Consider the following 13,148-nt stretch of genomic DNA (forward strand, 5'->3'; position numbering starts at 1 on the left):
CGCACGGGTCTCACCCGTCAGTGGGCACCCCCTGCCCACGTTCACAGCCCGCCACCACCCACCCCTAGCCTCGGCGGGTGACGCGGCGGTTCACCCAGCCCGCACAGGCACCATCACCCGTCTCCCGCAAGGCTTTTCACAGATACCACCAATCACGTCCCCGGTTCGGAGCAAGCGGCGGCTGTTCCACCCCAAAGGGGGCGGGCGAGTGCATAGGGTCATGAGGGTGCGCGCTTACGCCCGATTAGCGCTGGCCGGTTTCCGCCGCTACTCCACCTACCGGCGAGCGACCTTCGCGGGAATCGCCGCGAACGTGATGTTCGGCCTGCTCAGAACCGCCGTGCTCACGGCGGCCATCGCCCCTGTCGGCCACGGCGGGGGCTACGACACGACGGCGACCACGACGTACGTGTGGCTCGGGCAGGGCCTGATGGCGTTCGTGGTCCTGTGGGGCGACAGCACGCTCTCCGACCGGATCCGCACCGGCAACATCGTGGTCGACCTGTACCGCCCGTGGCACCTGCAGGCGGCGCTGTTCGCCCAGGACGTCGGCCGGGCCTGCCACGCCGCACTGGCCAGGCTGCTGCCGCCGGTCGCGGTGGGCGCGCTGTTCTTCCCGTTCCGCTGGCCCGCCCCGGAACTCCTGCCGGTGTTCGGGGTCAGCGCGGTGCTGGGCCTGGTGGTGAGCTTCAACATCCGATTCATGATCAACTGCACCGCGTTCTGGCTGCTGGACAACCGCGGCCTGCTCAGCGTCTACGGCGTGGTCATCCCGCTGCTGTCCGGCCTGGCCGTCCCGCTGGCCTTCCTGCCCGAGTGGGGCAGGGACCTGCTGTGGTCGACCCCGTTCCCGGCGATCCTCCAGGCCCCCGTCGACGTGTTCCTCGGCGTCGGGTCGCCGTGGCTGCTGCTGAGCCACCAGGTCGTGTCCGCGATCGGCACGAGCGCGCTGGGCCACCTGGTGCTGCGCACCGCCGTGCACCGGGTGGTGGTGCAGGGTGGCTGAGCCGATCTACCCGAGGCTCGTGGGCGCCCGGCTGCGCGGGCAGATGTCCTACCGGGTCTCGTTCGCGCTGGAGTGCGTCGCCCAGGCGGGCGGGCAGCTGGTCGAGCTGGTCGTGATCCTGGTGCTGTTCACCAGGATCACCGACCTCGGCGGGTTCAGCGTGCACGAGGTGCTGCTGGTCTACGCCCTGTCCAGCACCGCCTTCGGCATCGCCGACCTGACCGCGGGCCAGCTCGACGAGCTGCCGGTCTACCTGCGGGACGGCACGTTCGACGCGCTGCTCACCAGACCGCTGGGCACGCTGCCGCAGCTGATGGTGTCCGACATCCGGCTGCGCAGGCTCGGCCGGGTCGCGAGCGGCGTGGGGGTGACGGTGTACGCGCTGCTGCACAACGACATCGACTGGACGCCGTGGCTCCTGCTGCTGGCCGTCACCACCCCGCTGTGCGGCGCGGTGATCTTCGGTTCGGTGTGGGTCGCGGCGAGCGCCGTGTCGTTCTGGTTCGTCGAGGGCCAGGAGGTCGCGAACACCGTCACGCACGGCGGCAACGCGTTCGCCGCCTACCCGATCACCATCTACGGCCTCGCGCTGCGCAGGGTGATGGCGTTCGCGCTGCCGTTCGCGTTCATCGCGTACTACCCGGCCCTGGCGCTGCTGGGCCGCCCCGACCCGCTGGGCGGTCCCGGTTGGCTCGGCTGGATCTCACCGCTGATCGCGGTCGCGAGCGCCAGCGCAGCCGGGCTGGTGTGGCGCTTCGCGGTCCGCCACTACCGGGGGACAGGATCATGATCGAGGCGCGCGAGCTGTGCCGGGAGTTCACGCTCTCCCGCAAGATCGGCCGGTTCCGGCGGGAGCGGCGGGTCGTCACCGCCGTCGCCGGGGTCAGCTTCGACATCGCCGAGGGCGAGGCCGTCGGCTACGTCGGGCCCAACGGGGCGGGCAAGTCCACCACCATCAAGATGATCACCGGCATCCTGGTGCCGACGTCCGGCCGGGTGCTGGTGTCCGGCCTGGACCCGACCAGGAGCAGGCGCGAGGTGGCCAGGCGGCTGGGCGTGGTGTTCGGCCAGCGCACCCAGCTGTGGTGGGACCTGCCCCTCGTGGACAGCTTCGAGCTGCTGCGCGCCATCTACCGGGTGGACGCGCGCAGCTACGCGCGCAGGCTGGCCGAGTGCGCCGACCTGCTGGACCTCGGCCCGTTCCTGGACACGCCGGTGCGGCAGCTCTCGCTCGGGCAGCGGATGCGCGGCGAGATCACCGCCGCGCTGCTGCACGACCCGGAGCTGCTGGTGCTGGACGAGCCGACGATCGGGCTGGACCTGGAATCGAAGGAGCGGCTGCGCGAGTTCCTGGCCGAGCTGAACGCCAAGCGCGGCACGACGCTCCTGCTGACCACGCACGACCTGGACGACATAGAGCGCCTGTGCCACCGCCTGGTCGTGATCGACCGGGGCACGGTGCTCGCCGACGGCCCGCTGAAGTACCTGCGGCACGAGGTCAGCCCGGAGCGGGTGCTGGTCGTGGAGCTCGCCGCGCCCGCCGACCTGGCCGGGCTGCCCGGCGTGGCGTCGGTGTCGGTCGAGCAGGGCGGGCTGCGGCAGCGGCTGGCGTTCCGGCGCGCCGACACCACGGCGGCGGCGCTGATCGCCGAGGTCGCGACCCGCGCCGAGGTGCTCGACCTGGTCGTGGAGGAGCCGGAGATCGGAGAAGTGGTCCGGCGGCTCTACGCGCGCCGGTAGAGTCGGACGAAACGGACGAGCCGGAGACGGGGTACCACCATGCGCGCACGACGCACCGCCGTGACGTTCCTGCTGGCGCTCGGCGTGGTCGGGTCGCTGTCGGCCTGCGAGAGCGTGCAGCAGGCCAACGAGGCCGTGAACGACGCGAGCCAGGCGCTGGACAAGGTGTCGCTGTGCACCGAGGCGCTGGCGCTGGCCGGGTTCACCCCGGACGCGACCGACCCGCAGAGGGCGCTGGAGGAGACGCAGAAGAAGGCCGAGGAGCTGGGGGCGCTGGCCGACAAGTCCGCCGACACCACGCTGCGCGAGGCCATCGAGGGCGTCTCCACGACCATGGACCAGGTCACCCTGGAGGACCTGAGCCCGTCGTCGATCGCCGAGTGGTCGCAGGAGAAGCTGGACCGGGTGGCCAGGCTGACGTCCGCCTGCGCGTGACCGCACGTCCGCCCGCGCGCCCCTGACCAGCACGATCTTGCACTTGGCGGTACTTTCGGGAGCTGTCCGATCGGATCGCGCCGGAGGTGGGCGGATGCACGCGACAGTGGGCGACGAACTTCAGGTCCAGGGGCACGTGGTCGGTATCCAGGAGCGGATCGGCGAGATCGTGGAGGTGCGGGGTCCCGAGGGGACCCCGCCCTACCTGGTCCGCTTCGACGACGGCCACGAGGGCCTGGTCTACCCCGGCCCGGACTGCCTGGTCCGCCCCAGGCCCGGCGACTAGCCGCCGGAGACCAGCGACTCGACCTCGGCCCCGTACAGCAGGGCCGGGTCGAACCCCATCAACCCGAACTGCCCGGAGACCTCCAGGCTGAGCACCCCGTGCAGCCGGGTCCAGGCCCGCAACGCGGTCAACGGCACGGAAGGGGGCATCTCCCCTCCCCCCCGAGCCGCGACCCAGCTCGCCAGCTGGACGTCCAATTCGGCCTCCCCAGCCCCGCTCACCCCATCGGCCCGCACCCGGTCGACGGTCGCACCCCCCACGTTTTTCACGCTCCGCTCACCGTGCACCTGCCGGAAAACCAGCAGGAACGCGCTCATGGCCCGGTGCGCGGTGACCACCGTGTCCTCAGGCGCCCGGTACCCCGGAACCGGCGTCCCGTACAGCAGCAGGTACCGGTGCGGCTGCGCCAACGCCCACTTCCGCAACTCCCCCGCGAAGTGCCGAAACCGCGCCGCACCGCCCAACTCGGCGGTGGCGGCGACCGCAGCGTCCGCAAGCGCGGCAACATCCGCGTACGCGTCCCGGATGAGGTCCGTCAGCAATTCCTCACGACTGCTGAAGTACCGGTAAAGCGCAGGCCCCGTGATCCCCATCCGCTTGGCGATGGCGTTGACCGACACCCCCTCGACGCCCAACGCGGCAAGCTGCTCCAACGCGATCCGCTTGGCCTCTTCCCGCGTCTCGGCGCGATAACGCTCACGACGGGCCTGCACCACGGGGCATCACCACCTTCCACCTGACGGGCCACCCAAGCCCTCGTTCCACAGCAGCCCACCCAACCACCGCACCCCACCCCCAGCAGCCTCGCAACCCGCAAGCCAACCGCACTCGCAGCCCGCAAACCGACCGCCTCGCAGCCCGCAAACCGACCGCCTCGCAGGCTGCAAACCGACCGCCTCGCGGGCTGCAAACCGACCGCTTCGCGGGCTGCGGGGCGAGCGCAGCGAGCCCGCAGCCAGCCATCCCGCGTCCCTCTTCTCCGTTTGGCCTGGCGAAGCCCGAGCACGCTCGTCAAGATGCCGCCGCACTCTGCGGCAGACCGGGGTGCCCAACGGCGTCTTGACGAGCGTGCTTGCCTGAAAGGAGGCCAAACGGAGAAGAGGGACCCCGCCCACCGCAGTGGTAAACGGGACCACCTGCGGAAGCGTCACCGGCCGGCAGAGCCCGTGTCCCCTCTTTTTTGGAGGTCTGCCCCGCCGGCGAGGCGTGCTCTTAAGCTCTTGACCTTCAGCTCTTGACTTAAATTCCCCCTCCCCCACTCCCCTCCCCCACTCCCTCACCCAAGAATCGCGCTGATCAGCTCATCCCCCAGCTCAGGTGTTGCAGCCGCGATCCCCGACCACCTCCGCGACAAATCCAAGTCGAACTCCAACGGCCGCCCCCGCAGGTCCAACAAAACCCCACCCGCCGCAGGCACCGTGACCAACGCCGCGATCAAATCCATCAACCGATGCGTATCCGACCCCGGATCAGCGAACGCGTCCACCGACCCCTCCGCCACGAACGCGGTCTCCAAACAGGTCGTGCACAAAACCCGAATCCGATCAGCCCGGTTCGCAACCCGCATCCAGGCTTCCTCAGTCCCGCGCTTGGGCCGCAGCAAGCACACCGAGGCCCCGTCCAACGACGTCCGCCCGGTGGTCCGGAACGCCGCGGCCTCCCCCACCCGAGCCCCCCAGGCCCGCCCGGTGTCGAACCACACCGTCAACGCCTCAACCGGCTCCGAGTCCAGCACCAGCGCGCCCGCGTAGCACGACAGCGGCACCCCCAGCGCCGCGTTGGCCGACCCGTCCACCGGGTCGATGCACAACGTCGCCGCGGACCCGTTGTCGACGAACCCGGCCTCCTCGGACAGCAGGTTCACCCCGACCTCGGCGCAAGCCTCCAGGATCGCGTCCTCCACGATCCGGTCCACCCGCATCGTCGGAGTCCCATCCGCCCCGAGCGCGACCTCCTCCCGCAACTCCAACCGGGTGTACCGCCCCCTGGCTCCGCCGTAGGCGCGCGCAGCGGCCCGCGCGGTCGCCGCCAGCGCGGGATGGGTACCAACAGGGATCTGGGCTTCAGGCACAGGCCAAGGAGTCGTCACACCCCCAACATGCCACGGGGAGGGGCCGCCACAAGCGACCCCTCCCCGTGATTCACCGCGCTCCCACCAGCGGCTCAGCGGACCAGCCAGCTCACCGGCCCAACTCAACCCACCGGCTCAGCTCACCGGCTCAGATCAGCCCGAGGGCCTTCACCGCGTCGCGCTCCTCGACCAGCTCCGCCACGGAGGCGTCGATCCGGGCCCGCGAGAACTCGTTGATCTCCAGCCCCTGGACGATCGAGTACTTCCCGTCCTTGACCGTCACCGGGAACGAGGAGATCAGCCCCTCGGGCACCCCGTACGACCCGTCCGACGGAATCGCCATCGACACCCAGTCGCCCTCAGCCGTCCCGTTCACCCAGTCGTGGATGTGGTTCAGCGCAGCGTTCGCCGCCGACGCCGCCGAGGATGCACCCCGAGCCTCGATGATCGCGGCGCCGCGCTTGGCCACGGTCGGGATGAAGTCGTTCTCCAGCCACGCCTGGTCGTTCACGGCCTCGGCGGCGTTCTTGCCCGCCACCTCCGCGTTGAACAGGTCGGGGTACTGGGTGGCCGAGTGGTTGCCCCAGATCGTGAGCTTCTTGATGTCGTCCACCGACACGCCGAGCTTCTTCGCGAGCTGCGAGAGCGCCCGGTTGTGGTCGAGGCGGGTCATGGCGGTGAACCGCTCGGCCGGGACGTCCGGCGCGTGCTGCTGGGCGATCAGGGCGTTGGTGTTGGCCGGGTTGCCGACCACCAGGACGCGCACGTCGTCCGCCGCGCCCGCGTTGATCGCCTCGCCCTGGGGCTTGAAGATGCCGCCGTTGGCCTGGAGCAGGTCGCCGCGCTCCATCCCCTTGGTGCGGGGGCGGGCGCCCACGAGCAGGGCGACGTTGACGCCGTCGAACGCCTTGGTGGCGTCGTCGGTGATGTCGATGCCGTCCAGGAGCGGGAACGCGCAGTCGTCCAGCTCCATCGCGGTGCCCTCGGCGGCCTTCACGGCCTGCGGGATCTCCAGCAGCCGCAAGCGCACCGGGACGTCGGGACCCAGCAGGTGGCCGGAGGCGATGCGGAACAGCAGGGCGTAGCCGATCTGGCCGGCCGCGCCGGTAACGGTGACGTTCACGGGCGTGCGGGTCATGGAGCCTTCCCGAAAGACGGATGCGGGCTTCAGTCCTCGGGGTCGACCACTAGGCAGGCAGGCCTGTCAGCGGCGGTCTCTACTCCGGGACCGCGCACCGGGCGGGGTTGCCCGGTGGTCCGGAGGTTACCAACCAACGGGCCGTGCGAGGGTGTGACAGTGGACAACCCGGAGATCGAACTGGAGCAGGTCGTCGGCGAGGACTACACCGACGCCGTGCTGTACGAGCAGGTGTGGGAGCGGAAGTCGTTCGTGGGCTGCGACTTCTCCGAGGCGGACATGCGCGGCCTGGTCACCAGGGGCTGCACGTTCACCGACTGCAAGTTCACCCGCACCGACCTCGGCGACTCCCGGCACACCACCTCGGCGTTCCGCTCCTGCCGCTTCGACCGCGCGGTGCTCGGCGGGGCGGTGTTCACCTCCTGCTCGCTGCTCGGGTCGATGTTCGTGGACTGCTCGATGCGGCCGATCACCATCACCGAGACCGACCTGACCCTGGTCAGCCTCAGCGGCGCGGTCCTCCCCAAGGCCTCGCTGGCCGGTCTGCGGATGCGCGAGGCGAACCTGGAGTCCGCGAACCTCACCGGCGCCGACCTGCGCGGGGCCGACCTGTCCGGGGCGCGGCTGACCGGGACGAAGCTGGTGGACGCCGACCTGCGCGGGGCGCGGCTGGACGCGAACGGCCTGGTGCAGGGCGTGCTGCGCGGGGCGAAGGTCGACCTCGACACCGCCGTGGCCTTCGCCGCCGCGCACGGGTTGCTGGTGCAGTCCTAGATACGCCGCCGGCGCGGGCCTAGAACGCCGAAGGGCCGGGACCACCGCGGTCCCGGCCCCTCAGCCGCTCTCACCCCGCCCTCAGTGGACGGGCGCCTCCTGGTCCGCGACCTCGACCAGCACGCCGTCGGCGAGCATGTCGTCGATCGTCTTGGGCAGCAGGTAGGCCGTGCCACCACCGGGCTGCTCGAACCACGCCACGGCGGTCCCGGTCAGCACCTCGACGCTGCGCCGCAGCCGGTACGCCCGGTACGGCCGGTTGATCCACGAGGGCACCAGCGACCGGTGCGGGAACGGCGTCCCGATCTTGTAGACCAGGTTGCCCTCCCCGCTGCCGTACCGGTCGACCTCGGTGCCCGCGGGCAGCTCGACCATCTGCTTGTGCCGGAACAGCGTCAGCGGCGGCTCGCCGTTCATCGGGTTGATCGGCCACGCCCGAACCGCGGCGGCCGGGGCCGGGGACGCGGCGGGCGCCTGCTTCGGCGGGGTCGCCTCGGCCTGCGGCTCGACCGGTCGGTGGGGCGGCGGCGGTCCGGGCCGGAACCCGTTGCCCGCCATCGGCGGCCGGGGCTGCTGCGGCGGCTGCGGGCGACCGGGCGGCGGCATCGGCGGGCGCGGCGCGCGCATCCCCGCCATCACCAGCTTGCCGACCAGGAACGACCCGGCGTCCTCGACCTTGTCGAACGTCGACGGGTTGGCGAGCCCCTGGTCGTACCAGCCGACCACCCAGCGGCGCCCGTCGAACCGGAGCACCCACGTGCGGTCGACCTGGTCGTCGCCGATCAGGTAGGCCGTGGGCGGCACGTTCAACTCGGCCAGCGTCTGCCGCAGGCCGCGCAGGTGGTCGTTCTCGTCCGGCGTGACGCCCCGCGCCGGTTCGGCCCGGCGCTCCTCGAACTCCGGCGAGGGGTCGAAAGGCGTGGGGGTGGTCCGGGAGTCGTCCTCGAACCGAGGCACATCAGCCCGCTCGTCGGCCCGCTCGTCGGCCCGCTCGTCGGCCCGCTCACCGGCTCGCTCGCCAGACCGCACATCGGTCCGCTCATCGGAACGCTCGCCGAGTCGCGCATCGACCCGCTCACCGAGCCGCTCGCCGACCCGCGCATCAGCCCGCACCTCGGCCCGCTCGTCCGGCCGCTCGTCCGCGAGCAGGGCGACGGGATCCATGTGCTGGGTGGCCTGCGGCCCGGCCAGCGGCTTCCCGGACCGGCCCGGCTCGGCGCCGAACCCGCCGTCCTCGTCCTCGTCCTCGAACCGGTCCGCCTCGGCGGCGTCGAACCGCTCCGGGCTCGTCGCCTCGAACCGCTCGGGCCGGGTCGCCTCGAACCGGTCCGGCTCGACCGCGTCGAACCTGTCCGCCCCGGTCGCCTCGAACCGCTCCGCCTCGGCGGCGTCGAACCTGTCCACCTCGGTCGCCTCGAACCGCTCCGGGCTCGTGGCCTCGAACCGCTCCGGCTCGGTCGCCTCGAAGTGCTCGGGCTCGGCGGTCTCGAACCGATCGGCCTCGGCCCGGTCGAACCGCTCCGGGCTGGTCGCCTCGAACCGCTCCGGCTTGGTGGCCTCGAACCGGTCAGGCTCGGTCGCCGAGAACGGCTCAGGACGCTCGTCCTCGAACCGCTCCTCGTGCCGCTCGTCCTCCCGGCGACGGTCCCGGTCGTCGAACCGCTCCGCCTCGGGCTCGACCTCGGCCCGTTCGTCCTCGCGGTCCTCTCGGTCCTCTCGATCCGCGCGGTCCTCGCGGTCCTCATGGCCCTCGTGGTCCACGTCCTGGTCACGCGGGCCGTCACCGGGCCCATCCCCCAGAACCACGGGCCCCATGTACTGCGTGGCCTGCGCCGACTCGTACCGCGCAGCCTCCTCGGAGGCGCGCTCCTCCGGCTCGTCGTCCTCAGGCCGGACGTCGGCCTCCTCGGCCGCCGCGCCCCGGATGTCGCTCGGCTTCAGCGCACCGAGCCCCGGCTCGTCCGCCCCGCGGTCACGCGCGCGCTCGTCGTCCCGGCGCTCGTCGTCCCGGCGCTCCTCGGGCTCGGGGGCGGTCTCGTCGACCTCGTCGCGCCCGAGCGGGGAACCGCCCTCGGGCTCCGCACCCCGCGCCGCACTCGCACCGGCAGCGGGCTGCTCGGGCTCGTCGACGGGCTCCTCGCCGAACGGGTTCCAGGCCTTGGTGCTCTCCTCGGCCTTCTCCCGCTCGTAGGAACCGGGCGCGAAGAGATCCATGCCGTCCACGTAGGACTCGCGCTGGTGCCGATCGTCCGCGACCGGCCCCTCCTCCTCGAACGTGACCCGGTAGGGCGGCCCACCCGTCCCGTAGTTGATGTTCTGCTGCTTGACCTCCTCGAAGGTCAGCGCCCGATCACCACCACGGGCCCCTGGCTGCACGGGACCGGGCTGCCCAGCGGCCTCCCGACCACCGTCACCAGCCCCGACCCCGCCGCCCTTCACACCCGGCACACCCGGCACACCCGGCGCACCCGGCGCCTCGGGCCGGGGCGCGACCGTCGTCGCCTGCTCCTGCAGCGCCGACGCCACCGGCTTGACCTGCACCGGCGTCTTGGGCAGCGGCGTCCCCTGCGGCGCGGCGGCGGCCCCGAGGGTCACCGCGGCGGCCTGCCTGGTCTCCTCCGCCACCTCCGGCAGCACGAAGTCGTGCGACCGGACCCACGACACCAGCTCGGCCTCGGGCGGAACCCCGTAACCACGCAGGTAGTACGCGACCGCCGCGGGCCAGATCCACGTGCCGTCCGTCTGGAACGCCACCGGCACGACCTGCGGCACGTCCGGGTCGAGCACGTCCGCGTCGAACCCGCGCCCGGCGACCACGACGGGCGCCCGGTCCAGGTAGTTCAGCAGCAGCTCGCGGTCCGCGTCGGACACCGGGGGCCGGTTGACCGTGGGCCGCCCGCCCGCGCCCGCGCCGTCGAACACGCGGGTGCTGCGGAACCGCTGCCCACCGGACCGCGCCTCGGCACCGCCAGGCGCGCGATCGCCACCGGGAGCCCGGTCACCGGCGGGAGCGACGGCAGACGCGCCACCCCCTCCACCAGCCCCGGCGGCGGCAGCGGGCTTGCCCGCCCCCTGCGCCCCACCGGGAGCCGCCCCGCCGGGAGCCCCCTGCGGCGCACCCGGCGCACCAGCGCCAGCCGCACCAGCACCAGCACCCACACCAGCCCCACCAGCGTCCTTGACCCTGCGCCGCAGCCACTCCGGCGTGTTCTCGTCGGTGCGCGGGAAGAAGCGCACCTCGTCCAGGTAGGCCTGCTGCGGCGGCGGGTTCTGCCAGGTGGGCTCGGCGCGGTCGAAGTCGAGGTTGTAGCTCGACGGGTGGTCGAGCTGGTAGCGCGCGTTGGACCAGCTCCCCCGGCCCTCCCGGTACATGCCCGCGCGCAGGCGCGCGAAGAGCTGCGCCACCTCCTGCGGCGGCGACCAGGTGCGCGCGGACCCGTCGACCCCGCGGACCTCGGCGGCCAGCTCGAAGTACCGACCGGTCGCGCGGTAGTCCGCGGTGACGTGCCGCCACTCCTCCGGCGCGGCGCGCATCAGGGTGAGGCCGATCTGCTTGACCAGCGCGTCCTGCTCGGTCGGGTTCAACGGCTTGGGCTCGGACACGTGCACCATCTTCCCCCGCGACTCCCGGTGCGCGCACGGCCCCCCGTTGCACCGAACGGAGTAACCCGCGCGGTGCCGGGGGCCGCGGGCTCACGGCCGGGGTGGCGCGGACGTCGGTCCGAACACCTCCACGAGGCTCCCGTCGTGCAAGAAGTCCCGCACCGAACGGGCGAGGAAGAACCCCGAGCCGCCGCCGACCTGCTCGAACCACGGCACCGCGACGCCGCGCAGCGCCGGGATGGGCCGCTGCACCCGGTACACGTGGTACTGCCGCTCGTAGAACTCCTTGGGCAGCGAGCGGTTCACCTCCGGGGTCCTGGCCGCGTACACCAGGTTCCCGTTCTCGGCCCCGTGCCGGTCCACCTCGGTCCCGGCGGTCAGCAGCACCGGCTCGTGGTCGCGGAACAGCGACAGCGGCGGCTCGTCCGGCATCGGCTGGATGCCCGCGACCGTCCGGACCGGACCGGTCGCCGGGCCCTGCGCGTCGCGGAGCCTGGCCGCGCGCGCCGAGTCCCGCCCGTCGTCCCAGAGCAGCTGCCCCAGCAGCGCCCGAGCCGCGTCGACCGCGTGCCGGTGCACGACCGGTCTGCCCTGCGGTCCGCGCGAGGCGTCCCAGAACTGGACCTGCCAGCCCCGCTCGCCGGGCGCGGGCTCGATCACCAGCGCGTCCGGCTTGGGCTCGACGATCGAGTACTCGCTCGGCGCGACCCCGTAGTGGTCGAGCCGGGCGCGCAGGTGCTCCAGGGCGCGCTGGTCGGCCTCCGAGATGCCGCGCGGGCGGTGCGGCGGCACCGGGGCGCCCGGCACCCGCCCGCTCGCCACGGCGGTGGCCCGCTCGCGCGCGGCCTCGTCCACCTCGGGCACCCGGTAGTCGTTGTCCCTGATGTGCTGGACGAGCTGCGGCAGCACCGGCACGCCGTGCTCGCGCAGGTAGTACGCGGACCCGGCGGCCCACACCCACGTGCCGTCGCTGTGGAAGCCCATCGGCACCGAGGCCGAGCGGGCCGGGTCGAGCGCGTCCGAGCCGTCGCCGGGCGCGGGCAGCACGACCGGCGCGGACTCCAGGTAGGCGAGCACGTCGTCGCGCTCCTGCGGGTGCACGGCGGGCCTGCGCTCGAACGTCGGCGTGCCCTGCCCGTCGACCCCGTCGAACAGCGGCGCGGCGTGCACCGGCGCGGGCTCGGGCAGCCCGGCCCGCTCGCGCAGCCAGCCGGGGATCTCCACGTCGGCGCGCGGGTGCAGCGCCAGCTCCTCCACGTACTGGCGCTCCGGCGGGCGGTGCGTCCACGCGGGCTCGGAGTCCCAGTCCTGCTCGGCCGAGTACTCGCCGGGGTGGGTCAGCCGCAGGCGCAGCGCGAACCAGGCCCCGTGGACCGGGTCGGCCATGCCCTCCCGCAGGTGCAGCAGGAGCGGCAGGGCCTCCTCGGGCAGCTCCCAGGCGGACTCGCGGCCGTGCAGGTCCAGCAGCGAGGTGGACGACTCGACGTGGCCGCCCATCACCCGCACCTCCAGCAGCAGCCGCTCCCAGTCGCCGGGCAGCCGGTGGGCGAGCAGCGCGGCCACCGAGTCGAGGACGGCTCCCTGGTCGTCGGCCGTGAACAGCGGGCCGGTCATGCTCTCTGCTCCTCGTCGTGGGCCTGCGCGAGGCGGTCGCGCAGCCAGTCCGGCAGGTAGGCCTCGTCGCGGGGGAAGGCTTCCAGGTCGCGGGCGTAGTGCGCGGCCGGGACCTCCGGGTCCCACTTCGGGTCGTGGTCGAAGTTGTAGCCGACGTGGATGTCCGCGGGGGCGTTCACCGCGCAGCGAGCCGAGAACCAGGTGCCCCGGCCGGGGACGTGGACGAGCTGCCGCAGCTCGGCGAACGCGTCGGCCACCCCCTCCGGCACGGCGAGCCCGAGCGACCGGCCGTCCGCCAGGTAGGCGGTGGCGGTCAGGTCGCGCGCGGCGACGCTGATCCGCACGACCAGGTCGACGCGCAGGAACCCCTCGGGCGCGACGCCCAGCAGCGCCTCGCCGATCACCTGCACCAGCTCCCGATGCCGCTCCTCGGCCCCGTCCGGACCGGAGGACTGCGTCGTGGTCATTCGGGCAACTCCCG

Annotated in this window: 12 protein-coding genes; 6 read left to right on the top strand and 6 right to left on the bottom strand. The window is 72.8% G+C overall.

All coding sequences use genetic code 11. The features are described 5' to 3' along the window. Positions 1-220 precede the first annotated feature (220 nt). The 5 genes from CNX65_RS31820 to CNX65_RS31840 all read left to right on the top strand — a co-directional run bounded on the left by CNX65_RS31820 (position 221) and on the right by CNX65_RS31840 (position 3,467). On the top strand, positions 221-1,006 hold the full coding sequence (locus CNX65_RS31820; RefSeq protein WP_096497041.1) for an ABC transporter permease: 786 nt from the start codon (positions 221-223) through the stop codon (positions 1,004-1,006). Continuing rightward, positions 999-1,796, top strand: coding sequence for an ABC transporter permease (locus CNX65_RS31825; RefSeq protein WP_096497042.1), 798 nt, complete (start codon positions 999-1,001; stop codon positions 1,794-1,796). Before CNX65_RS31820 ends, CNX65_RS31825 begins: the two co-directional genes overlap by 8 nt. Then, positions 1,793-2,746 carry an ABC transporter ATP-binding protein gene (locus CNX65_RS31830; protein WP_096497043.1) on the top strand — a complete coding sequence of 318 codons (954 nt, stop codon included), beginning with the start codon at positions 1,793-1,795 and terminating at the stop codon, positions 2,744-2,746. Before CNX65_RS31825 ends, CNX65_RS31830 begins: the two co-directional genes overlap by 4 nt. A gap of 39 nt (positions 2,747-2,785) precedes the next feature. After that, positions 2,786-3,181 carry a bacteriophage spanin2 family protein gene (locus tag CNX65_RS31835; protein ID WP_096497044.1) on the top strand — a complete coding sequence of 132 codons (396 nt, stop codon included), beginning with the start codon at positions 2,786-2,788 and terminating at the stop codon, positions 3,179-3,181. A gap of 94 nt (positions 3,182-3,275) precedes the next feature. Then, on the top strand, positions 3,276-3,467 hold the full coding sequence (locus tag CNX65_RS31840; protein WP_096497045.1) for a DUF1918 domain-containing protein: 192 nt from the start codon (positions 3,276-3,278) through the stop codon (positions 3,465-3,467). On the opposite strand, the gene CNX65_RS31845 is transcribed toward CNX65_RS31840, so the two are convergent. From CNX65_RS31845 to CNX65_RS31855, 3 genes are all read right to left on the bottom strand, one after another. Continuing rightward, a complete protein-coding gene (locus CNX65_RS31845; protein WP_096497046.1) occupies positions 3,464-4,183 on the bottom strand; it encodes a TetR/AcrR family transcriptional regulator in 720 nt (239 codons plus the stop codon). The genes CNX65_RS31840 and CNX65_RS31845 overlap by 4 nt on opposite strands. Before the next feature lie 560 nt (positions 4,184-4,743). Beyond that, entirely contained in the window at positions 4,744-5,538 is a 795-nt protein-coding gene (locus tag CNX65_RS31850) for an inositol monophosphatase family protein (protein WP_096497047.1), read from the bottom strand. Between the two features lie 148 nt (positions 5,539-5,686). Continuing rightward, on the bottom strand, positions 5,687-6,676 hold the full coding sequence (locus CNX65_RS31855; protein WP_015805176.1) for a malate dehydrogenase: 990 nt from the start codon (positions 6,674-6,676) through the stop codon (positions 5,687-5,689). Positions 6,677-6,835: 159 nt separating this feature from the next. On the opposite strand from CNX65_RS31855, the gene CNX65_RS31860 reads away from it, so the two are divergent. After that, positions 6,836-7,450, top strand: a complete 615-nt coding sequence (locus CNX65_RS31860) for a pentapeptide repeat-containing protein (RefSeq protein ID WP_096497048.1) — start codon at positions 6,836-6,838, stop codon at positions 7,448-7,450. Positions 7,451-7,531: 81 nt separating this feature from the next. Here CNX65_RS31860 and CNX65_RS38225 read toward each other — a convergent pair whose 3' ends face one another. The 3 genes from CNX65_RS38225 to CNX65_RS31875 form a co-directional block, all read right to left on the bottom strand. Beyond that, entirely contained in the window at positions 7,532-11,062 is a 3,531-nt protein-coding gene (locus tag CNX65_RS38225; protein ID WP_096497049.1) for a glycohydrolase toxin TNT-related protein, read from the bottom strand. Positions 11,063-11,143: 81 nt separating this feature from the next. Beyond that, entirely contained in the window at positions 11,144-12,667 is a 1,524-nt protein-coding gene (locus CNX65_RS31870) for a TNT domain-containing protein (protein ID WP_096497050.1), read from the bottom strand. Next, positions 12,664-13,134, bottom strand: a complete 471-nt coding sequence (locus CNX65_RS31875) for a hypothetical protein (protein ID WP_096497051.1) — start codon at positions 13,132-13,134, stop codon at positions 12,664-12,666. The genes CNX65_RS31870 and CNX65_RS31875 overlap by 4 nt, the downstream gene beginning before the upstream one ends. Between the last annotated feature and the right edge of the window lie 14 nt (positions 13,135-13,148).

Origin of the sequence: Actinosynnema pretiosum, assembly GCF_002354875.1 — a bacterium.
GTDB classification, from domain to species: domain Bacteria; phylum Actinomycetota; class Actinomycetes; order Mycobacteriales; family Pseudonocardiaceae; genus Actinosynnema; species Actinosynnema auranticum.

What these genes read in the sequence shown, in the direction of transcription:
- CNX65_RS31820 (WP_096497041.1), top strand. Translation starts at nt 221, where the DNA reads ATGAGGGTGCGCGCTTACGCCCGATTAGCGCTGGCCGGTTTCCGCCGC.
- CNX65_RS31830 (WP_096497043.1), top strand. Translation starts at nt 1,793, where the DNA reads ATGATCGAGGCGCGCGAGCTGTGCCGGGAGTTCACGCTCTCCCGCAAG.
- CNX65_RS31835 (WP_096497044.1), top strand. Translation starts at nt 2,786, where the DNA reads ATGCGCGCACGACGCACCGCCGTGACGTTCCTGCTGGCGCTCGGCGTG.
- CNX65_RS31840 (WP_096497045.1), top strand. Translation starts at nt 3,276, where the DNA reads ATGCACGCGACAGTGGGCGACGAACTTCAGGTCCAGGGGCACGTGGTC.
- CNX65_RS31855 (WP_015805176.1), bottom strand. Translation starts at nt 6,676, where the DNA reads ATGACCCGCACGCCCGTGAACGTCACCGTTACCGGCGCGGCCGGCCAG.
- CNX65_RS38225 (WP_096497049.1), bottom strand. Translation starts at nt 11,062, where the DNA reads ATGGTGCACGTGTCCGAGCCCAAGCCGTTGAACCCGACCGAGCAGGAC.
- CNX65_RS31870 (WP_096497050.1), bottom strand. Translation starts at nt 12,667, where the DNA reads ATGACCGGCCCGCTGTTCACGGCCGACGACCAGGGAGCCGTCCTCGAC.
- CNX65_RS31875 (WP_096497051.1), bottom strand. Translation starts at nt 13,134, where the DNA reads ATGACCACGACGCAGTCCTCCGGTCCGGACGGGGCCGAGGAGCGGCAT.